Raw genomic sequence first — 20,570 nt, 5'->3', positions numbered from 1 at the left:
GGTCATGCACGTTACTGAGGTCCTCCACCGGCTCGGCGGGAACGGACCCACCGTAACAAGATCCCGCACGGCGGGGCCACTTCTTTTTTCACGTTCTTTTTCATGTTCTCTTTCACGGCCCGGCCGGGTACATGGCCACGGCGCGGCCGACGCCCGCCTCGATGTCCAGGCGCCGCGGGGAGCCGGCGTCGCGCATGCCGTCCGGGACTTGGCAGCGGCCGGCGCCGGCCTCGCAGCGGACCCGGAAGCGGGTGGCCGCGGGCACGGTGAGGGCGAGGCGGCCGGAGCCGACCCGGCCGCTCACCTGGTCCGGCGGGGTGACGAAGGCCGCGTCGGCCCGGCCGGATCCGACCCGGATCTCGGCCTGGGGCCCGGTGAGGCCGGTGGCCCGCAGACTGCCGGAGCCGACCTTCGCCCGCAGCGCTCCGCGCAGCCCCACGAGCTCGACCCGGCCGGAGTCGACCTCGGCGTCGACGGCGCCGCCCAGGCCGCTGAGGAGGACCCGGCCGGACCCGGCGGTCACCTTCACCGGGACGTCCTCCGGGACGGTCACCCCGAGCTGGACGGAGCAGCCGGCATCGAGGGTGGGCAGGAACTCCTCGCCGGGGCAGTGCGGGGTCAGCCGGAGGGTGTCGCCGAGCCAGCTCTCCTCGATGGTGGGCGCCTTCAGCGACCAGCCGATCGTGGCGCGGTAGCCGACCTGGCCGTCCCCGCGCGGGCTCACCGTGACGTCGGCGTCGCCGCCCACGATCTCCAGCGCGGTCACCGGGCGGCCGTCGCTGCCGCCGCTCAGCGTGTCGTTGCGGGTGTTCCCGTAGGACCAGGCCTGCCAGGTGGCCGGGGCCACGACCAGGAGCGCGCTCAGCAGGGCGGCGACGGTCCAGGCGAGCCGCTGTCCCGGGCGGTCCGGGGCCGGGGCCGGCGTACGAGCCCGCGTGGCGGCGGGGGCGTCCGCCGGCGCGGCGTCCGGGGGCACGGCGTCCGTCGGCGCGGTGGCCCGCCTCACGGCGTGCCGTCCAGGAAGCGCAGGACCGCGAGGACCCGGCGGTGGTCGCCGTCGGCCGGCGGCAGGTCGAGTTTGGCGAAGATGCTGTTGATGTGTTTGGCCACCGCGCTCTCGCTCACGACGAGTTCGGCGGCGATCCCGGCGTTGGAGCGGCCCTCCGCCATCAGGGCCAGCACCTCGCGCTCGCGCGGGGTGAGGCGTTCCAGCGGGTCCGGTCCGCCGCCTCGGCGCAGCAGGAGCTGGGCGACGACCTGCGGGTCGAGTGCGGTGCCGCCGGACGCGACGCGCCGCAGCGCGTCGATGAACTCCTCGACGTCGGCGACCCGTTGTTTGAGGAGGTAGCCGATGCCGGCGCCGCTCGGGGCGGCGAGCAGGTCGGCGGCGTACCGCTCCTCCACGTACTGCGAGAGCAGCAGCACCGCCGTGCCGGGGTTCTGCCGGCGGATCAGCAGGGCGGCCCGGACCCCCTCGTCGGTGAAGCCGGGCGGCATCCGTACGTCCACGAGCGCCAGTTCGGGCCGGTGTTCCTCGACGGCGGCGAGCAGGCCCTCGGCGTCCCCGGTCTCGGCGGCCACCTCGAAGCCCGCCATTTCGAGGACTTTGACGAGTCCTATCCGCAGCAGGACGGAGTCCTCGGCGATCACAGCCCGCACGGCAGCTCCACGGTGATGACGGTCGGGCCCCCGAGAGGGCTGTTGATCATGATGTTTCCGTCGACCGACCCTACGCGTTTGCGCAGGCCGACCAGACCGGTTCCGCGGGCCGGGTCGGCCCCGCCCACCCCGTCGTCGGTGACGGTGACCCGCAGCAGGTCCCCGCGGCGGCCGGCCCCGCCGGGTGCGGCCGTGCGCACGGCCCGCACCGAACAGCGGCGCGCCCGGGCGTGCTTGGCCACGTTGGCCAGGGTCTCGGAGACCACGAAGTAGGCGACGGCCTCCACGGTGGCCCCCGGCCGCGTCGCGATGTCCACGGTCAGCTCCACGGGGAACGGGGCGCGGGCGGCGATCCCGGAGAGCGCCGCGTCGAGCCCGCGGTCCTCCAGTACGGCCGGATGCAGGCCCCGTACCAGGCTGTTGAGCTCCTCGATGGCCTCCTTCGCCTGGCGGTGCGCCTCGTCGATGACGGCCTTGGCCTCGGGCGGCAGATCGGAGAGGGTGGCGCGGGCGATGCCGAGGTTCATGGCGAGGGCGACCAGCCGCTGCTGGGCTCCGTCGTGCAGGTCCCGTTCGATCCGGCGGCGTTCGAGGTCGGCGGCGTCCAGCACCCCGGCCCGGCTCTCCGCGAGGTCCTCGACGCGCCGCTCCAGCTCGCGGGCCCGGTTGGGGCCGAGGAGGGCGGCCGCGGCGAAGGCGTCGAGCCTGGCGAAGAGGGCGGCGAGCCAGGGCGCGGCGAGCAGCAGCAGGATCCCGCCGACGGTGACGAGGTCGTAGTCGCCGGTCCAGCCGGGGGTGCGGGTGTCCGCGGGCAGGAACCAGAACCAGCCGTAGACGGAAGCGGCCGCGATGCCGAAGGCCCAGGCCAGCACCACCAGCGCGCCGGCGGCCGCGGCGAGTGGGCTGACGAGCAGGTGGTAGCCGTACTGCCGCCAGGTCGCCTCGGAGCGCACCCGTTCGGCCAGCCCGCGCAGGCTGGACCAGCGGTTCTCCCGTACGACCTCCGGCACGTCGAGGCCGAGCAGAGCCCAGAAGCGGCTGCGCTGGAGCGTGGTGAGCAGCGGGCAGAGGCCCAGCACCGCGAGCAGCGGGGCCGGGCTGAGGCCGGGCGCCACGGACACGTAGGCGATGCCGAGGAGCGCGGGCAGGGCCGGCGGGATCGCGGCCGTGGTGAAGACGGTGTTGCGCCGGGCCCACGCCGACCACGGCGTGTGCGCCGCGGTCCAGGTGTACGTACGCCTCAGCGCGCCGCGAAGTGCCATGACCCGTACGGTAATCGCACTGGTCAGGGGCTTTCCATCACGCAGGCACCCGCCCGGGGGTGTACCTGGCGCCACCCCCGGTTCGGACAGTGGGGCCAGTGATCTCGGGGGCGCGGCGGACGAGGCTGGTGGTGTGCCCGGGGGACGGACCGCCGGGCCGGAAGGAGACCCGCTCCCATGGCACTTGTCGCCCCGCAGACCCGCACCTGGCGCACCCCCCGGCCGGCCACCGTGTTCACCTGCGCGGGGGTGGCGCTGCTCCCGTGGGTGCTGGTCCTGGCGAAGACGACGCCGCAGACCACCGAGGTCTCGAACTGGGCCACGGCGTGGATCGGCCTGGACCTGGTGCTGGCCGCCGGGCTGACCGGGACCGGGATGCTGCTGCGCAGGGGCGATCCCCGGGTGTCGCCGGTCGCGGCGGCGACGGCGGCACTGCTGGTGATGGACGCCTGGTTCGACGTCACGACCTCGGCCGGGACGGGCGGGCAGGGCATGGCGCTGCTGCTGGCGGCGGGCGCGGAGCTGCCGCTGGCACTGGCGTGCGCGATGGTGGCCGCTCGCCGCCGGGGCTGAGGGCGGCCCTCCGGACCGATGGACCGACGGAGCGATGGACCGACGGGCCTCCGGGCCTTCGGGCCTCCGGGCGGACCGGCCGACGGGCCTCCGGGCGCGGAGGTGTCCGTTTCATTCAAGACGGGCGGCGCGGGGGCTGCCTAGCCTGCCGTCATGACTCCACGACTCGACATGATCGGCCTCGTCGTCTCCGACATGGCCGCCTCGCTCGCCTTCTACCGCCGCCTCGGGCTGGACCTCCCGGCCGACGCCGACGGCCTGCCGCACGTGGAGGCCGCGCTTCCGGGCGGGCTGCGGATCGGCTGGGACACCGAGGAGACCGTCCGCTCCTTCGACCCCTCCTGGACCCGCCCCACCGGCGACGGCCGCCGGGACCTGGCCTTCCTGTGCGACTCCCCCACCGAGGTGGACTCCCTGTACGCGGAACTGACCGCGGCGGGGTACCAGGGCCACCTGAAGCCCTGGGACGCCTTCTGGGGGCAGCGCTACGCCGTCGTGCTCGACCCGGACGGCTGCGGCGTGTCCCTGTTCGCCCCGGCGGAGCCCGCCGCATAGGCGGTCAGCGTGGTCCCGGCCAGCGCGCGCACCTCGCGGGCGAGGTGCGCCTGGTCGGCGTACCCGGCGGCGTGGGCCACCTCGGCGTACGGCATGCCCGCGCCGGCCAGCGCCAGGGCGCGGCGCAGCCGCAGGATCCGGCCGAGCGTCCGCGGCCCGTACCCGAAGGCGTCCAGGGAACGGCGGCGCAGCTGGCGCTCCCCGAGGCCGACCGCCGCGGCGATCCCGGCCACCGCCTGCCCCGCCCGGAGCCGCGCCGCGACCTCGGCGGCCAGCGGGTCGGGCGGCCCGGCCTCGGCCGCACGGCGCGCGGCCAGCGCCTCCAGTCCGGCGCGCGGATCCCCGTACGCCTCCACGCGTCCCGCGAGGCGCCGTACCTCCCGCGCGGGCCACAGCTCGGCGAGCTCCACGCGCCGGTCCCGCAGGACGTGGGCCGGTACGCCGAGCAGCGCGGGCGCGGTGCCGGGCGCCAGCCGGATCCCGGAAAAGGTGCCGCCCGGGACCTCCCCGGCGGGATGCGGCCCGGTGTCGGGCCCGGCCACCAGCAGCCGCCCGTCGGCCCACAGCAGGTCCATGCACCCGTCGGGCAGCACCATGCGGCCGTTGCCCCCGGCCCGCCACAGCACGGCCCCGGGTACGGCCGCCGAGCGCGCTTCCTCGTACACCCCTCCAGCGTAGGGCGGGGATCCACGGCTCTCCGGTGTTCCGGTCAGTGCTTGCGCAGCCGCGACGAGTAGTCCTCGGGCGGCAGGAACTTCGACCACCGCTCCGGGAACTCCGACGGCATCCCGCCGTCCTCGTCGTCCTCCGACTCGCCCTCGGCCAGGGCCCGCCAGGCCGCGGCCCGCGCGATCAGCTGCGCGGCCTCCAGCTCCCGGGCCCGCTCGTTCGCCTCGCGCGCCGCCGCCGTGGCCACGGACGGCCAGACCCGGTCGATGGCGGCGTTGACGGCCGCACCGACCAGCACCGCGAAGGCCGAGATGCCGATCCACAGCAGCACGGCCACGGGCGCCGCCAGCGATCCGTAGATCGTCGGCCCCTCCACGGTGTTGGTGAGGTAGATGCGCAGCAGGAACGAGCCCAGCACCCACATGGCGAGCGCCACCAGCGCCCCCGGCACGTCCTCGATCCACGGCGAACGCACCGGTACGGACACGTGGTAGAGCGTCGTCAGGAAGACGATGGACAGCAGGGTGACGGTCGGCCAGTACAGCACCGCGATCACGCTGGTGCCCCAGGGGACCAGCTCGATCACGGCGTCCGGCCCCACCACCATCAGCGGCAGCACGACCGCACCGATCAGCAGCGCGATGATGTAGAGCACGAAGGCCAGCAGCCGGGTCTTGACGATGCCGCGCTGCCCGTCGAGCCCGTACATCACCGTGATGGTGTCGATGAAGACGTTGACGGCGCGCGAGCCCGACCACAGGGCGAAGGCGAAGCCGAGCGAGATCAGGTCGGGGCGGCCGCGCCCCGTCACGTCGTCGAGCATCGGTTTGGCGATGTCGTTGACGCCCCGGTCGGACAGCACCGTGCCGACCGCACCCAGGATGTTCTCCTCGATGCTCGCCACGGTCGTCTTGCCCGTCCAGCCGTCCACGTAGCCGAGCAGGCCCAGCAGGCCGAGGAAGAGCGGGGGCAGCGAGAGCAGCGTGAAGAACGCCGCCTCGGCCGCCAGGCCGAGGATGCGGTACTCGATGCACGAGTTGACGGTGTCCTTCAGTAGCAGCCAGCCCATCTTCCGCTTCGAGACGTTGCGGTAGAGGGCGCGGGCCCGGTGGAGCCGTCCTGGGGGCCCCGGGATCCGCTCGGGTGTTTCTTTTGCTGGCTGCACGTCCTTACGGTATCCGCATGGCAGCCACCACCCACACAGTCAGCAACCAGGCCCCGCCCCTGGTGGGCTACGACGTCTACGGCGGCGATCGGGCCCTCACCGAGGGCGTCGAGCGTCACCTCGCATCCGCGGAACCCGAACTCCTCGGCGAGGTACGGGAGGAGCTCACCGGCCTCGGGCGCGCGGCCGGTTCCGCGCAGGCCCAGGAATGGGGCGTGCAGGCGAACGAGAACCCGCCGAAACTGCGGACGCACGACCGGTACGGGAACCGGATCGACGAGGTGGAGTTCCACCCGGCCTGGCACCGGCTGCTCGGGCACGCCGTGACCTCCGGGCTCACCGACGCCTGGGGGCGCCCGGCCGGGCATCTGCGCCGGGCCGCCGGGTTCTTCATCTGGTCGCAGGCCGAGGCGGGGCACGGCTGCCCGGTCTCGATGACGCACGCCGCCGTACCGGCGCTGCGGGCCGATCCGGCGCTCGCCGCCGAATGGGAGCCGCGGCTGACCTCGCACGTGTACGAGCAGGGGCTGCGGCCGGCCGCGCAGAAGGGCGGAGTGCTCTTCGGCATGGGGATGACGGAGAAGCAGGGCGGCAGCGACGTACGGGCGAACACGACGGCGGCGGTGCCGCTGGACGCGTCCGGCGAGTACCTGCTGACCGGGCACAAGTGGTTCTGCTCGGCGCCGATGTCCGACGGCTTCCTGGTGCTGGCGCAGGCTCCGGGAGGGCTGACCTGCTTCCTGGTGCCGCGGGTGCTGCCGGACGGCACGCGCAACGTCTTCGCGATCCAGCGGCTGAAGGACAAGCTGGGCAACAAGTCGAACGCGTCGAGCGAGGTGGAGTTCGACGGGACCTGGGCGCGGCGGGTGGGCGAGGAGGGCCGGGGGGTGCGGACCATCATCGAGATGGTCGCGGCGACCCGGCTGGACTGCGTCATCGGCTCGGCCTCCCTGATGCGGCAGGCGCTGACGCAGGCCGTGCACCACGCGGAGCACCGCTCTGCTTTCGGAGCACCGCTCATCGACCAGCCGCTGATGCGCAACGTGCTCGCCGACCTCGCCCTGGAGTCGGAGGCCGCCACCACCTTGACCCTGCGCCTGGCGGCCGCGTACGACGCCGGGACGGAGCAGGAGAAGGCCTTCCTGCGCCTCGCCGTGCCCGCCGCCAAATACTGGGTGACCAAGCGCTGTACGCCGATGGTCGCGGAGGCCCTGGAATGTCTGGGGGGCAACGGCTACGTCGAGGAGTCCGGGCTGCCGAGACTGCTGCGCGAATCCCCGCTGAACTCCATCTGGGAGGGCTCGGGCAACGTACAGGCGCTGGACGTACTCCGCGCCCTTCAGCGCGAGCCGCAGGCGCTCAACGCCTTCCTCCAGGAGGTCGGCCTGGCGCGGGGCGCCGACCACCGGCTCGATTCGGCCATCAAGGACCTGCTGACGGACCTCGCCGATCTGGAGGGCATCGAGGCGCGGGCCCGCCGCGTGGTGGAGCGCATGGCTCTGGTGCTGCAGGGATCGCTGCTGGTGCGCTGGGCTCCGCCCGAGGTCGCCGACGCGTTCTGCGCCTCCCGGCTGGGCGGCGACTGGGGCGCGGCCTTCGGCACGCTGCCGCACAGCCTCGATCTCGGCGCCGTGGTGGAACGGGCGCGGATCGCGGGCTGACGGGCGCGGATCGCGGACCGGGGAGGAGCCCCCGTCGGGCTCCCCTGCGGTCCCCAAACCGCTCCGAGCCGTGATCCGGGCCCGTCGACCGGTACAGAGGTGGCGCCGCGCCGACTCGGCACCACCTCTGATCCGAAGCCCCGAGGAGGAGCTGTCACGCCGCTCGGCGGCGTCCGGACAGTTTCGGTCGGGCGACCGGGACTTGGCGAGAGTTGCATACCGTTGCAACCTTTGAGTCGGCAGCCGCCCGCCGGGGCGCCGGGGGATGCGGAACTCGCGGACCGCCCGGGCGGCTCGCGTCGTACGTCCTGTTCGCACGGGGAGGTTCCGGTGGCCGACACCACAGGCAGCACGGTCGATGTGGCACGCATCTCGGCCATGGACGCGCGGGCGGCGGCGCGTCTGCTCAAGGGGGTGCGGGCGGCCGCACTGGCCGGGGACCGTCCGCCGGCCGCGCCGAGGCCGGAGATCGCCGAGTCCTGGCGGCGGATGCTGGCGGGCGGGGTGCACCCGGACCGGGACTCGCGCTCGCGGATGCTGTCGGCCGCGGAGACGGAGGAGCGGCGGCACGGGTCGCCGCTGCGGGAGATCCTCCCCGTGCTGCGGGAGGGCCTGCTGCCCGCCCTGGACGAGGCCCTGCACATCATGGTCGTCGCGGACGCGGACGGGCGGCTGCTGTGGCGGGAGGGCCACTCCTCGATCCTGCGCAAGGCCGACCGGCTCGGCTTCTCGGTGGGGGCCGACTGGGACGAGGCCGTGGTCGGCACCAACGGGGTGGGCACGGCGCTGGTGGCCCGGCGGCCGGTGCAGGTGTTCTCGGCGGAGCACTTCGTCTCCAGCCACCACGACTGGACCTGCGCGGGGGCGCCCGTACGGGACCCGCGGGACGGGCGGCTGCTGGGCGTGGTCGACGTCAGCGGACCGCTGGCCACCATGCACCCGGCGACCCTGGCGTGGGTGAGCTCGGTGGCCCGCCTCGCCGAGCGGGAGCTGCGGCTCCGGCACCTGGAGTCGCTGGAGCGGCTGCGCACGGTGGCGTCCCCGCTCCTGGCCCGGCTGCCGGGGCGGGCGCTGGCCGTGGACCCGGACGGCTGGACGGCGGCGGTGACGGGGCTGGCGCCCGCGGACCGGATCCCGCTGCCGAAGACCTTCGGGCCGGGCCGGGTGTGGGTGCCGCGGCTGGGCGACTGCGTGGTGGAGCCGCTGCCAGGCGGCTGGCTGCTGCGGATCGCGCAGGAGCGTACGAGCACGGCGGCGACCCGGATCGTCCTGGACCTCAGCCGGGCGGGATCCTGGTCGGCGACGGTGTACGGGTCCTCCGGGAGCTGGTCGCAGGAGCTGAGCCCGCGCCACGCGGAGCTGCTGTTCCTGCTGGCGGACAGCCCGCGGGGCCGCTCGGCGGCCGAACTGTCCGCGGAGCTGTTCGGGGACCCGACGCGCACGGTGACGGTCCGCGCGGAGCTGTCCCGCGTACGCCGCCACCTCGCGGGCGTCCTGGCCCACCGGCCGTACCGCTTCGCGGAGGACGTGGAGGTGGAGCTGATCCGCCCCGAGGACCCGGCCGCGCTGCTCCCGCACTCCACCGCCCCCGCGGTGATCAGGGCCCGCCTGGGGCGCCGGGGGCCCGGCGTGATTCCCTGAAGGGCATGAGCACCATCACCCTCACCACCTGGTCCCTGGAAATGACCTCCCCGTCGGACCTCGTCCCGGCGGCCGTACCGGGCCCCGAGATCACGATCTCGCGGGCGGAGGTCCCGTCCCCGGAGTTCAGCCGCTTCCTCTACGCCTCGGTGGGCGGCGACATCCACTGGACGGACCGGCTGTCGCTGACCCGGGCGCAGTGGGTGGAGCAGCTGGACCGGCCGGGGGTGGAGACGTGGGTGGCGTACGACCGCGGCACGCCGGCGGGGTACGTGGAGCTCGACCCGCAGGACGACGGTGTGGTGGAGATCATGTACTTCGGCCTCCTCCCGGACTTCCGCGGGCGCCGCATCGGCGGGCACCTGCTGTCGGTGGGCATCGCCCGGGCCTGGTCCCTGGCGGAGCGCTGGCCGGAGCTGGAGCCGACCCGGCGGGTGTGGGTGCACACCTGCAGCCAGGACGGCCCGACGGCGATGAGCAACTACGAGCGGCGCGGCTTCAAGATCTTCAAGACGGAGACGGAGTCCAAGGTGGAAACCCCGACCCCGGGCCCGTGGCCTGGCGCGTAGCGCATCGAGCCCGGCTCCGCCGGGACCTGGGGCTCCGCTGCCTCGAACGCCGGGGAGGCCGGAATGCCCGCACTGGCCGGCGTTCGGTGCGTGACGCCCGTCACGCCATCCCACGATGCGGGACGAGTTCGTCCGAATCGTGGACAGTAGTGGACTCCTCCAAGAGGCACATGACACGCTTCCGTCATGAATGGAGCTGGAATTGCCTTGGTGAGTCGGCGGCACGTCGACCTCGGCCGCATGTCCAGCGCCATCTGTCCGGCGCGCTGACGGAACCAGCCACGCCGCACATCGTCGCCGTCCCCGCCGCCGCGGACGCGCCGATCACCCGCTAGTCCCCTGAGGCCGATGTCCCGCCCTGCCCGCCGGCAACCCCGGCAACGGAGCGGGAATCAGCCACACCCGCTCAGAGTCGCAGACCTGACAGGGGTACCTGCCGCCGCTCCGCCTCCCCCTGCCCTTGCCTTGAGCCGCCGAAGAAGGACGTACCGCCATGGCCGCCACCCCCGAAACGCCTGCAGCCGCACCCGCAGCCGCGCGCCGCAAGACCGGCCGTCACCGCGGTGAGGGCCAGTGGGCTGTCGGACACCACACGCCCCTCAACGGCAACGAGCAGTTCAAGAAGGACGACGACGGTCTCAACGTGCGGACACGCATTGAGACGATCTACTCCAAGCGCGGCTTCGACTCGATCGACCCCAACGACCTGCGCGGCCGCATGCGCTGGTGGGGCCTCTACACCCAGCGCAAGCCCGGGATCGACGGCGGCAAGACCGCGATCCTGGAGCCGGAGGAGCTGGACGACGAGTTCTTCATGCTGCGCGTCCGCATCGACGGCGGCCGGCTGACCACCGAGCAGCTGCGCGTGATCGGCGAGATCTCCCAAGAGTTCGCGCGCGGCACCGCCGACCTCACCGACCGTCAGAACGTGCAGTACCACTGGATCCGGATCGAGGACGTCCCGGAGATCTGGCGCCGGCTGGAGGCCGTCGGCCTCTCCACCACCGAGGCCTGCGGTGACACGCCCCGCGTCATCCTCGGTTCGCCCGTCGCCGGCATCGCCCGGGACGAGATCATCGACGGCACCCCCGCCATCGACGAGATCTACCGCCGCATCGTGGGCAACAAGGACTTCTCCAACCTGCCCCGCAAGTTCAAGTCCGCGATCTCCGGCTCGCCGCTGCTCGACGTGGCGCACGAGATCAACGACATCGCCTTCGTCGGCGTGAACCACCCCGAGCACGGTCCGGGCTTCGACGTCTGGGTCGGCGGCGGTCTGTCCACCAACCCCAAGCTGGGCGTGCGCCTGGGCACCTGGGTCTCGCTCGACGAGGTCCCGGACGTCTACGAGGGCGTCATCTCGATCTTCCGCGACTACGGCTACCGCCGGCTGCGCACCCGCGCCCGCCTGAAGTTCCTCGTCGCCGACTGGGGCCCGGCCAAGTTCCGCCAGGTCCTGGAGGACGAGTACCTGCAGCGCAAGCTGACCGACGGCCCCGCCCCCGAGCAGCCGACCGGCCAGTGGCGCGACCACGTGGGCGTCCACCAGCAGCAGGACGGCAAGTTCTACGTCGGCTTCGCGCCCCGCGTGGGCCGCGTGGACGGCGCCACCCTGACCAAGATCGCGGACATCGCCGAGCAGCACGGCTCCGGCCGCCTGCGCACCACCGCCGAGCAGAAGATGATCGTGCTCGACATCGAGGCCGACCGGGTCGACTCGGTCGTCGGGGCGCTGGAGGCGCTGGACCTGCGGGTCAAGCCGTCCCCGTTCCGCCGCGGCACGATGGCCTGCACCGGCATCGAGTTCTGCAAGCTGGCCATCGTCGAGACGAAGGCGCGCGGCGCCTCGCTGATCGACGAGCTGGAGCGCCGCCTGCCGGACTTCGCCGAGCCGCTCACGATCAACATCAACGGCTGCCCGAACGCCTGCGCCCGTATCCAGGTGGCGGACATCGGTCTCAAGGGGCAGCTGGTCCTGGACGACGACGGCAACCAGGTGGAGGGCTACCAGGTCCACCTGGGCGGCGCCCTCGGCCTGGAGGCCGGCTTCGGCCGCAAGGTCCGCGGCCTCAAGGTCACCTCGGCCGGTCTGCCCGACTACGTCGAGCGGGTCGTCAAGAGCTACGAGGAGCAGCGCGAGGACGGCGAGCGCTTCGCGGCGTGGGTCGCCCGCGCGGACGAGAAGAGCCTCTCGTGAGCGAGCGCGCCGCACCCTTCTACTGCCCGTACTGCGGCGACGAGGACCTGTTTCCCCACGAGGCGGGCCACGGCGCGTGGGAATGCAGGGCCTGCAACCGAGCCTTCCAGCTGAAGTACCTCGGGCTGCTGGCCCGCGGTGTCCGGTCCGATTCAGCTGGAGGGGACGAGATATGACCACCACTCAAGACGCGAGTCTCACGCCCGTGGATCTCAAGGCCACGGAGCTCAAGGAACTGGCCGAGCAGGCGGGCCGGGACCTGGAGGACGCCTCCGCGCTGGACATCCTGCGCTGGGCGGCCGAGACCTTCGGCGGGAAGTTCGCCGTGACCTCCTCCATGGAGGACGCGGTCGTCGCCCACCTGGCCTCGCGCGTCTTCCCCGGCGTGGACGTGGTCTTCCTCGACACGGGCTACCACTTCGAGGAGACCATCGGCACCCGTGACGCGGTCGAGGCGGTGATGGACGTCAACGTCATCACCCTCACCCCGCGCCGGACGGTGGCCGAGCAGGACGCGGAGTACGGCCCGAAGCTGCACGACCGCGACCCCGACCTGTGCTGCGCGCTGCGCAAGGTCAAGCCGCTGGAAGAGGGCCTGACCGCGTACGACGCGTGGGCGACGGGCCTGCGCCGCGACGAGTCCCCGACCCGGGCGAACACCCCGGTCGTCGGCTGGGACGAAAAGCGGCAGAAGGTCAAGATCTCGCCGATCGCCCGCTGGACCCAGAACGACGTGGACGCGTACGTCGTCGAACACGGCGTGCTCACCAACCCGCTGCTGATGGACGGTTACGCCTCCGTCGGCTGCGCCCCCTGCACCCGCCGCGTGGCGGAGGGCGAGGACGCGCGGGCCGGCCGGTGGGCCGGGCGGGGCAAGACCGAGTGCGGACTGCACGGCTGATGACGAGCAGCACGACGACCAGCGTGACGACGAGCGAAGAACCTACGGAGACAGAGCAGATGAGCGTGAGCGACCAGGGCGCCACCGTGTGGCTGACCGGGCTGCCGAGCGCGGGCAAGACCACCATCGCCTACGCGCTGGCCGAGCGGCTGCGCGCCGAGGGCCACCGCGTGGAGGTCCTCGACGGTGACGAGATCCGCGAGTTCCTCTCCGCCGGCCTCGGTTTCAGCCGCGAGGACCGGCACACCAACGTGCAGCGGATCGGCTTCGTCGCCGAGCTCCTCGCGAGCAACGGCGTCAAGGCGCTGGTACCGGTGATCGCACCGTTCGCCGACAGCCGTGAGGCCGTCCGCAAGCGGCACGCGGCCGCCGCGACGGACTACCTCGAAGTGCACGTGGCCACTCCGGTCGAGGTGTGCTCCGAGCGTGACGTCAAGGGCCTGTACGCCAAGCAGGCGGCGGGCGAGATCTCCGGTCTGACCGGGGTCGACGACCCGTACGAGGCGCCGGAGTCCCCGGACCTCCGTATCGAGTCGCACACGCAGACCGTGCAGGAGTCGGCTTCGGCCCTGCACGCGCTGCTCACCGAGAGGGGCCTGGCATGACCGCCACCGTCGCACACGTCCACGAAGGGACGGACGCGCCCTACGCGCTGTCGCACCTCGACGCCCTCGAGTCCGAGGCCGTGCACATCTTCCGCGAGGTGGCGGGCGAGTTCGAGAAGCCGGTGATCCTGTTCTCCGGCGGCAAGGACTCCATCGTCATGCTGCACCTGGCGCTGAAGGCGTTCGCGCCGGCGCCGGTGCCCTTCACGCTGCTGCACGTCGACACGGGCCACAACTTCCCCGAGGTGCTGGAGTACCGCGACCGCACGGTCGAGAAGCACGGACTGCGCCTGCACGTGGCGTCCGTCCAGGACTACATCGACGCGGGCAAGCTGCGCGAGCGTCCGGACGGCACCCGCAACCCGCTGCAGACCGTCCCGCTGACCGAGGCGATCCAGAGCCTCAAGTTCGACGCCGTCTTCGGCGGCGGCCGCCGCGACGAGGAGAAGGCCCGGGCCAAGGAGCGGGTGTTCAGCCTCCGCGACGAGTTCTCCCAGTGGGACCCGCGCCGCCAGCGCCCCGAGCTGTGGCAGCTCTACAACGGCCGCCACGCGCCCGGCGAGCACGTGCGCGTCTTCCCGCTGTCCAACTGGACCGAGCTGGACGTCTGGCAGTACATCGCCCGCGAGGGCATCGAGCTGCCGGAGATCTACTTCGCCCACGAGCGCGAGGTGTTCCTGCGCAACGGCATGTGGCTGACGGCCGGCGACTGGGGCGGCGCGAAGGAGGGCGAGACGCCCGAGACGCGTCTCATCCGCTACCGCACCGTCGGTGACATGTCCTGCACCGGCGCCGTCGACTCCGACGCCGCCACGCTGGACGCCGTGATCGCCGAGATCGCCGTCTCCCGCCTCACCGAGCGGGGTGCCACCCGCGCCGACGACAAGATGTCCGAGGCTGCGATGGAAGACCGCAAGCGCGAAGGGTACTTCTAGAAATGACCTCCACCACCGAGCAGTTCGCCGACCTGTCGGCGACCACGCTGCTGCGCTTCGCGACCGCCGGTTCCGTCGACGACGGCAAGTCCACCCTGGTGGGCCGGCTGCTGCACGACTCCAAGTCGGTCCTGACCGACCAGATGGAGCACGTCGAGGCGGTCTCCCAGGCCCGCGGCCAGGAGGCCCCCGACCTCGCGCTGCTCACCGACGGCCTGCGGGCCGAGCGGGAGCAGGGCATCACCATCGACGTCGCGTACCGCTACTTCGCCACCGCGCGCCGCCGGTTCATCCTCGCGGACACCCCCGGGCACGTGCAGTACACCCGGAACATGGTCACCGGCGCCTCCACCGCCGACCTGGCCGTGGTCCTCGTCGACGCCCGCAACGGCGTGATCGAGCAGACCCGCCGGCACGCGGCCGTCGCCGCGCTGCTGCGCGTCCCGCACGTGGTCCTGGCCGTCAACAAGATGGACCTGGTGGGCTACGAGGAGTCGGTCTTCGCGAAGATCGCCGAGGAGTTCACCGCGTACGCCTCGGACCTGGGCGTCCCGGAGATCACCGCGATCCCGATCTCCGCGCTGGCCGGCGACAACGTCGTGGACCCGTCCGCCAACATGGACTGGTACGGCGGCCCGACGGTGCTGGAGCACCTGGAGACCGTCCCGGTCAGCCACGACCTCACCGCCTGCCCGGCGCGTTTCCCGGTGCAGTACGTGATCCGCCCGCAGTCCGCGGAGCACCCCGACTACCGCGGCTACGCGGGCCAGATCGCCTCCGGCGTGCTGCGCGTCGGCGAGGCCGTGACCGTCCTGCCCTCGGGCCGTACGAGCACGATCGTGGGCATCGACGCGCTCGGCGAGAGCGTCGACATCGCCTGGGCCCCGCAGTCGGTGACGCTGCGTCTGGCGGACGACATCGACATCTCGCGCGGCGACCTGATCGCGCCGTCCGCGAACGCCCCGGCCACCACGCAGGACGTCGAGGCGACGGTCTGCCACGTGGCCGACCAGCCCCTCTCCGTCGGCGCCCGGGTGCTGATCAAGCACACGACGCGCACGGTCAAGGCGATCGTCAAGGAGATCCCCTCGCGGCTGACCCTGGACGACCTGTCCCAGCACCCGAACCCCGGGCAGCTCGTGGCCAACGACATCGGCCGCGTGGTCGTCCGTACCGCCGAGCCGCTCGCGCTCGACGCGTACGCCGACTCGCGCCGCACCGGGTCCTTCCTGCTGATCGACCCGGCCGACGGAACCACCCTGGCGGCGGGCATGGCCGGCGAGTCCTTCGCCTCCACGGCGGAGACCACCGTTCAGGCGGACGAAGAAGGGTGGGACTTCTAGATCATGCCTGCCGACATCTACTCCACCTTCGCCAAGGAGGGCGGCCGCGTAGGCAGCGGCCGCCTCGGCAGCGGCCAGGGAGGGGTGGCGCGATGTGCGCGATGACGTACGCGCACCGCATGCGCGCCCACACCCCGCACGAGCCGTACCCGCCCCTGCTCCACAGACGAAGACGTGCGTCATGAGATGACCGCGTCACGAGAGGAAGTCCTCCCGTGCCTGCCACCGCCACCACCCGTACCACCCTGCGCCGCGGCGTCGTCGCCGCTGCCGCCCTGCCGCTGCTGATCGGCGCGCTCGCCTCGTGCGGCTACGGTTCCGAAGCCAAGAAGGACGAGGGCGACAAGGCCGCCAACGTCGCGGCCACCGACGGCAAGAAGCTGTCGGCCTCCGAGGTCCGCATCGGCTACTTCCCGAACCTGACGCACGCCACCGCACTGGTCGGCCTGCAGGAAGGCCTGATCGAGAAGGAACTGAACGGCACCAAGATCAAGCCGCAGTCCTTCAACGCCGGCCCGTCCGAGATCGAAGCCCTCAACGGCGGCTCTCTCGACATCGGCTTCATCGGCCCCTCCCCCTCGATCAACGGCTACGTCAAGTCCAAGGGCTCCAACCTGCGGATCATCTCCGGCTCCGCCTCGGGCGGCGTGAAGCTGGTCGTGAACCCGGACAAGATCAAGACCCTGGACGACCTCAAGGGCAAGAAGATCGCCACCCCGCAGAAGGGGAACACGCAGGACGTCGCCTTCCTCAACTGGATCTCCGAGAAGGGCTGGAAGGTCGACCCCGAGTCCGGCAAGGGCGACGTCTCCGTCGTCCGCACCGACAACAAGGTCACCCCCGACGCCTTCAAGCAGGGCTCGATCGACGGCGCCTGGGTCCCGGAGCCCACGGCCTCCAAGCTCGTCTCCGACGGCGGCAGCGTCCTCCTCGACGAGACCTCCCTGTGGCCCGACAAGAAGTTCGTGATCACGAACATCATCGTGTCGCAGAAGTTCCTCAAGGAGCACCCCGACGTCGTCGAGGCCGTACTGCGCGGCACGGTGAAGACCAACGACTGGATCCACGCCAACCAGGACAAGGCGAAGGCCTCCGCCAACGCCAGGCTCGAGGCGGAGGGCGGCAAGCCGCTCGACGCGAAGGTCATCGACCCGGCGTGGCCGAGCTTCACGGTCACGGACGACCCGCTGGCCTCCACGCTGAAGACCCAGTCGGACTGGGCGGTCAAGGCCAAGCTCATCGAGCAGCCCGACCTCGCCGGCATCTACGACCTGACGCTCCTGAACAAGGTGCTGAAGGCCGCCGGCAAGCCCGAGGTCTCCGACGCCGGTCTCGGCGCCAAGTAATCCCGTAGTCCAGCTATCCCAGGAGGTGACGACCATGGCCACCACGCTTGCCAAGGCTGCCGAGGGCTCCGTAGCGGAGCAGACCCACGCTGCCCGCATCGCGCACGTCTCGAAGTCCTTCTCCGGCCCGGCCGGATCGCAGCTCGTCCTGGACGACATCAGCCTCGATGTCGCTCCCGGAGAGTTCGTCACCATCCTGGGGGCCTCGGGGTGTGGAAAGTCCACCCTGCTGAACCTGGTCGCGGGCCTCGACAAGCCGTCCGCGGGGTCCATCGAGACCCCCGGCGGCCGTCCGGCCCTGATGTTCCAGGAGCACGCCCTCTTCCCGTGGCTGACCGCGGGCAAGAACATCGAACTCGCCCTGCGCCTGCGCGGGGTGGCCAAGGCCGACCGCAAGCCGGAGGCCGAGCGCCTGCTGGAGCTGGTCCGCCTCGGCGGCTCGTACGGCAAGCGCGTGCACGAGCTGTCGGGCGGCATGCGCCAGCGCGTGGCCCTGGCCCGGGCGCTCGCCCAGGACAGCCAGCTGCTGCTGATGGACGAGCCGTTCGCGGCGCTCGACGCCATCACGCGGGACGTGCTGCACGGCGAGCTCACCCGCATCTGGGCCGAGACGAACCTGTCCGTCCTCTTCGTCACCCACAACGTGCGCGAGGCCGTCCGCCTCGCCCAGCGCGTGGTCCTGCTCTCCTCGCGCCCCGGCCGGGTCGCGAAGGAGTGGACCGTGGACATCCCGCAGCCGCGCCGCATCGAGGACGCGGACGTCGCGGAGCTGTCCCTCGAGATCACTGAACACCTGCGTGGGGAGATCCGCCGCCATGGCCAGCACTGACACCACTTCGAAGGCCACGGGCAAGAACGACGACCTGGCCGGCCTCGAGGCGGGCCTCGACGCCCTCGACGCGGTCCAGACCCACCGCACCCCGGTCCGCGAGGTCCTCGTCAAGAAGGTCCTCCCGCCCCTCCTGGCCGTGAGCCTCGTGCTCCTGGTCTGGCAGGTCCTCGTCGCCACGAAGGTCACCGAGGAGACCAAGCTGCCCCCGCTGTCCGCGGTGTGGGACAGCCTGTCCCACATGTGGGTCCAGGGCACGCTGCTGGAGGTGATCTGGACCAGCGTCTCCCGCGGCCTGCTCGGCTTCCTGCTGGCCCTGGCCATCGGCACCCCGCTGGGCCTGCTGGTCGCCCGGGTGAAGTTCGTGCGCGCCGCGATCGGCCCGATCCTCCAGGGCCTGCAGTCGCTGCCGTCGGTGGCCTGGGTGCCGCCGGCCGTCCTGTGGTTCGGCCTCAACGACGCGATGATGTACACGGTCATCCTGCTGGGCGCCGTCCCGTCCATCGCCAACGGCCTGGTCTCGGGCATCGACCAGATCCCGCCGCTCTACCTGCGGGCGGGCCGCACCCTGGGCGCCACCGGCCTGCGCGGCGCCCGGCACATCGTGATGCCGGCCGCGCTGCCGGGCTACCTGGCGGGCCTGAAGCAGGGCTGGGCCTTCTCCTGGCGCTCGCTGATGGCAGCCGAGATCATCGCCTCCTCGCCCGACCTGGGCCTGGGCCTGGGCCAGCTCCTGGAGAACGGCCGCAACAACATCGACCTGCCCGGCGTGTTCCTCGCGATCATCCTGATCCTGGTGGTCGGCATCGCCATCGACCTGCTGATCTTCAGCCCGGTCGAGCGGTGGGTGCTGCGCAGCCGCGGCCTGCTGGTCAAGAGCTGAGTCCGATGTCCCACGCACCCGCACTCCTGGTCATCGCCCACGGCAGCCGCGACCCGCGGCACGCGGCGACCGTGCACGCCCTCGTCGGGCGGGCGCGGGCGCTGCGGCCCGGGCTGCGGGTGGAGACGGCCTTCCTGGACTTCAACAGCCCGTCGGTGGGCCAGGCCCTGTCCTCGCTCTACCTGTCGGGCGTACGGGAGGTCGTCGCCCTCCCGCTCCTCCTCACCCGGGCCTTCCACGCGAAGTCCGACATCCCGGCGGCACTGGCCGAGTCGTCGGCCCGCCTGCCGGGGCTGTCGGTGCGGGTGGCCGATGTCCTCGGTCCGTCCCCGCTCCTGCTCTCGGCCCTCGAACGCCGGCTCGCCGAAGCCGGCCTCACCCCGGCGGACCGCGCCACCACTGCGGTGGTGCTCGCGTCCGCCGGCTCCACAGACCCGGAGGCGATCGCAGCGATCGCTGAAACCGCGCGGGAGTGGCGGCACACCGGTTGGTGCGCCGTGCGGCCTGCGTTCGCCTCCGCTGCCCTGCCCCGTACCGAGGACGCCGTACGGGCCCTGCGTGCCGAGGGCTTCGCCCGGGTGGCGGTGGCCCCGTACGTCATCGCCCCCGGCCGGCTCCCGGACCGCATCGCGGCGGGCGCCGAGGCCGCGGGCGCGGACGTGGTGGCCGGCGTCCTCGGCGCGTCCCCCGAGCTGGCCCGCCTCCTGCTCCGCCGCTACGACGCCTCGGCCGCCGCCACCGCGGCCGGGCTCCCTGCCCTGACGGCGTAGGCCCGGCCCCTGACGGCGCAGGCCCGCGAGGCCCCTCAGGGCAGGGTCCAGATCCGGGTGGTCACCAGATAGAACACGACGACCCAGAAGGCGAGCAGGACGGCGACGATCCCGATGCCGATGAGGTTGGTCCTGGCCGCCGGCTCGTCCGGCGACGGGCGCAGCCACCGCCCCAGCAGCGGGTTCACGTAGTAGGGCATCGTGAAGAAGCTCATGACGAGGCTCGACAGCAGGTTCCCCACGAGCAGGCCGAGCCAGAGCGGCATTTTCAGCGGCGACGTGGCGAGCGCCAGGAGGACGACGGTCGGGTACAGGCCGACCCAGACCGCGATGGCGGTCTTGGTGACCGAGGGCGGGGGCGCTTCCCTGCCGTTCTCCTCGAAGGCGAACCAGCTGCCGAAGGAGTTGTCGATCGTGCGCAGTTTGAAGTCGAACTCCTTTCCCTCGGCAAGGACCTCCTGCCTCCGGTCCGACGTCAGCCAGGCGTCGAGGTGCTCGGCGTTGTCGAACCGGTACAGCGTGGTCCATTCCTCCTGGACCCCCTCGATGGGCGGGAAGAACTCGCTCCCGCGGAAACCTTCGAACTTGCTCTCCTCCTCGTTCATCCGGCGCTGCCACGCGAGGAAGTCCTCGACGTGCTCCGGGTGGACGCGGTGGGTGATCACCACGGTCACCAGCGGGTCCCGTGAGGTGGCGTGGCCGCTGACCACCTGCTGGGTTCCGGGGCCGTCGAGGTACTTGTCGCCGGCTTCGAGCAGTCCCTGCCGGGTCGGGCTGTTGATCCACGCCTGCAGGTGGGCCACCGAGTCGTACCGGTAGACCACGACCCATTCGGGTTGCAGGGCCGTCGGCGGGGTGACCTCGACACCGAGGTACCCGTCGTACCCGGCGGCGGCGGCGTTGACGTCCTGCTGCCACGTCTCGTACTCGTGCTCCCAGCCGGGCAGGACCTTCTGGGCGATGATCGCCGTGGCCTCGGCGTCCTCTACGTGCTTCTCGGTGTCCAT

General features: G+C 72.3%; 22 protein-coding genes. 16 read left to right on the top strand and 6 right to left on the bottom strand.

Going from position 1 to position 20,570, the window contains the following annotated elements; translation table 11 throughout:
• Window positions 1–112: 112 nt before the first annotated feature.
• The 3 genes from OG472_RS33205 to OG472_RS33195 are packed head-to-tail and all read right to left on the bottom strand — an operon-like array spanning window position 113 to window position 2,921.
• Window positions 113–1,006, bottom strand: coding sequence for a hypothetical protein (locus OG472_RS33205; RefSeq protein WP_405832562.1), 894 nt, complete (start codon window positions 1,004–1,006; stop codon window positions 113–115).
• The gene (locus OG472_RS33200) at window positions 1,003–1,659 is read right to left on the bottom strand and encodes a response regulator (RefSeq protein WP_383570477.1); all 657 of its coding nucleotides are present in this window, start codon (window positions 1,657–1,659) and stop codon (window positions 1,003–1,005) included. Before OG472_RS33200 ends, OG472_RS33205 begins: the two co-directional genes overlap by 4 nt.
• Window positions 1,647–2,921 carry a histidine kinase gene (locus OG472_RS33195; RefSeq protein ID WP_401614947.1) on the bottom strand — a complete coding sequence of 425 codons (1,275 nt, stop codon included), beginning with the start codon at window positions 2,919–2,921 and terminating at the stop codon, window positions 1,647–1,649. Before OG472_RS33195 ends, OG472_RS33200 begins: the two co-directional genes overlap by 13 nt.
• 177 nt (window positions 2,922–3,098) lie before the next feature.
• Here OG472_RS33195 and OG472_RS33190 point away from each other — a divergent pair, with 177 nt between their 5' ends.
• Window positions 3,099–3,494: a hypothetical protein gene (locus tag OG472_RS33190; protein WP_401614949.1), complete on the top strand. Its 396-nt coding sequence runs from the start codon at window positions 3,099–3,101 to the stop codon at window positions 3,492–3,494.
• Window positions 3,495–3,647: 153 nt separating this feature from the next.
• Window positions 3,648–4,049, top strand: a complete 402-nt coding sequence (locus OG472_RS33185; protein ID WP_401614952.1) for a VOC family protein — start codon at window positions 3,648–3,650, stop codon at window positions 4,047–4,049.
• Here the strand turns inward: OG472_RS33185 and OG472_RS33180 are convergent.
• Together OG472_RS33180 and OG472_RS33175 are read right to left on the bottom strand one after the other, a co-directional pair.
• On the bottom strand, window positions 3,980–4,714 hold the full coding sequence (locus tag OG472_RS33180; protein ID WP_401614955.1) for a helix-turn-helix domain-containing protein: 735 nt from the start codon (window positions 4,712–4,714) through the stop codon (window positions 3,980–3,982). The two genes, OG472_RS33185 and OG472_RS33180, sit on opposite strands and share 70 nt — an antisense overlap.
• A 44-nt stretch (window positions 4,715–4,758) precedes the next feature.
• A complete protein-coding gene (locus OG472_RS33175) occupies window positions 4,759–5,883 on the bottom strand; it encodes a YihY/virulence factor BrkB family protein (protein ID WP_405832558.1) in 1,125 nt (374 codons plus the stop codon).
• 17 nt (window positions 5,884–5,900) lie between these two features.
• Between OG472_RS33175 and OG472_RS33170 the strand changes: the two genes are divergently transcribed.
• The 14 genes from OG472_RS33170 to OG472_RS33105 all read left to right on the top strand — a co-directional run bounded on the left by OG472_RS33170 (window position 5,901) and on the right by OG472_RS33105 (window position 19,563).
• Window positions 5,901–7,544 (top strand): acyl-CoA dehydrogenase family protein, encoded by a 1,644-nt coding sequence (locus OG472_RS33170; RefSeq protein WP_401614958.1) that lies wholly within the window; start codon window positions 5,901–5,903, stop codon window positions 7,542–7,544.
• Between the two features lie 378 nt (window positions 7,545–7,922).
• Complete coding sequence (locus OG472_RS33165; protein WP_401614972.1) at window positions 7,923–9,185, top strand: GAF domain-containing protein; 1,263 nt, start codon at window positions 7,923–7,925, stop codon at window positions 9,183–9,185.
• Between the two features lie 5 nt (window positions 9,186–9,190).
• Window positions 9,191–9,754 (top strand): GNAT family N-acetyltransferase, encoded by a 564-nt coding sequence (locus tag OG472_RS33160; protein ID WP_405832557.1) that lies wholly within the window; start codon window positions 9,191–9,193, stop codon window positions 9,752–9,754.
• 186 nt (window positions 9,755–9,940) lie between these two features.
• The gene (locus OG472_RS33155; protein ID WP_312847410.1) at window positions 9,941–10,024 is read left to right on the top strand and encodes a putative leader peptide; all 84 of its coding nucleotides are present in this window, start codon (window positions 9,941–9,943) and stop codon (window positions 10,022–10,024) included.
• Between the two features lie 223 nt (window positions 10,025–10,247).
• On the top strand, window positions 10,248–11,951 hold the full coding sequence (locus tag OG472_RS33150; protein WP_401614964.1) for a nitrite/sulfite reductase: 1,704 nt from the start codon (window positions 10,248–10,250) through the stop codon (window positions 11,949–11,951).
• A complete protein-coding gene (locus OG472_RS33145; protein ID WP_319724591.1) occupies window positions 11,948–12,127 on the top strand; it encodes a hypothetical protein in 180 nt (59 codons plus the stop codon). The genes OG472_RS33150 and OG472_RS33145 overlap by 4 nt, the downstream gene beginning before the upstream one ends.
• Window positions 12,124–12,852 (top strand): phosphoadenylyl-sulfate reductase, encoded by a 729-nt coding sequence (locus OG472_RS33140; RefSeq protein ID WP_405832555.1) that lies wholly within the window; start codon window positions 12,124–12,126, stop codon window positions 12,850–12,852. The genes OG472_RS33145 and OG472_RS33140 overlap by 4 nt, the downstream gene beginning before the upstream one ends.
• Before the next feature lie 59 nt (window positions 12,853–12,911).
• Window positions 12,912–13,457 (top strand): adenylyl-sulfate kinase, encoded by a 546-nt coding sequence (cysC, locus tag OG472_RS33135; RefSeq protein WP_319724587.1) that lies wholly within the window; start codon window positions 12,912–12,914, stop codon window positions 13,455–13,457.
• Window positions 13,454–14,392 carry a sulfate adenylyltransferase subunit CysD gene (gene cysD / locus OG472_RS33130; RefSeq protein WP_383570507.1) on the top strand — a complete coding sequence of 313 codons (939 nt, stop codon included), beginning with the start codon at window positions 13,454–13,456 and terminating at the stop codon, window positions 14,390–14,392. Before cysC ends, cysD begins: the two co-directional genes overlap by 4 nt.
• Window positions 14,393–14,394: 2 nt before the next feature.
• Window positions 14,395–15,735, top strand: a complete 1,341-nt coding sequence (locus OG472_RS33125; protein WP_383570510.1) for a sulfate adenylyltransferase subunit 1 — start codon at window positions 14,395–14,397, stop codon at window positions 15,733–15,735.
• 215 nt (window positions 15,736–15,950) lie between these two features.
• A complete protein-coding gene (locus tag OG472_RS33120) occupies window positions 15,951–17,081 on the top strand; it encodes an ABC transporter substrate-binding protein (protein WP_405832553.1) in 1,131 nt (376 codons plus the stop codon).
• A 34-nt stretch (window positions 17,082–17,115) separates the two neighbouring features.
• Complete coding sequence (locus OG472_RS33115; protein ID WP_401613977.1) at window positions 17,116–17,910, top strand: ABC transporter ATP-binding protein; 795 nt, start codon at window positions 17,116–17,118, stop codon at window positions 17,908–17,910.
• The gene (locus OG472_RS33110) at window positions 17,897–18,793 is read left to right on the top strand and encodes an ABC transporter permease (protein WP_405832551.1); all 897 of its coding nucleotides are present in this window, start codon (window positions 17,897–17,899) and stop codon (window positions 18,791–18,793) included. Before OG472_RS33115 ends, OG472_RS33110 begins: the two co-directional genes overlap by 14 nt.
• 5 nt (window positions 18,794–18,798) lie before the next feature.
• On the top strand, window positions 18,799–19,563 hold the full coding sequence (locus OG472_RS33105) for a sirohydrochlorin chelatase (protein WP_401613973.1): 765 nt from the start codon (window positions 18,799–18,801) through the stop codon (window positions 19,561–19,563).
• A 35-nt stretch (window positions 19,564–19,598) separates the two neighbouring features.
• On the opposite strand, the gene OG472_RS33100 is transcribed toward OG472_RS33105, so the two are convergent.
• Complete coding sequence (locus OG472_RS33100; protein WP_405832550.1) at window positions 19,599–20,570, bottom strand: antibiotic biosynthesis monooxygenase; 972 nt, start codon at window positions 20,568–20,570, stop codon at window positions 19,599–19,601.

Origin of the sequence: Streptomyces sp. NBC_00207 (assembly GCF_045160965.1) — a bacterium.
GTDB lineage: Bacteria > Actinomycetota > Actinomycetes > Streptomycetales > Streptomycetaceae > Streptomyces.
This window is presented reverse-complemented; position numbering and strand designations above follow the sequence as displayed.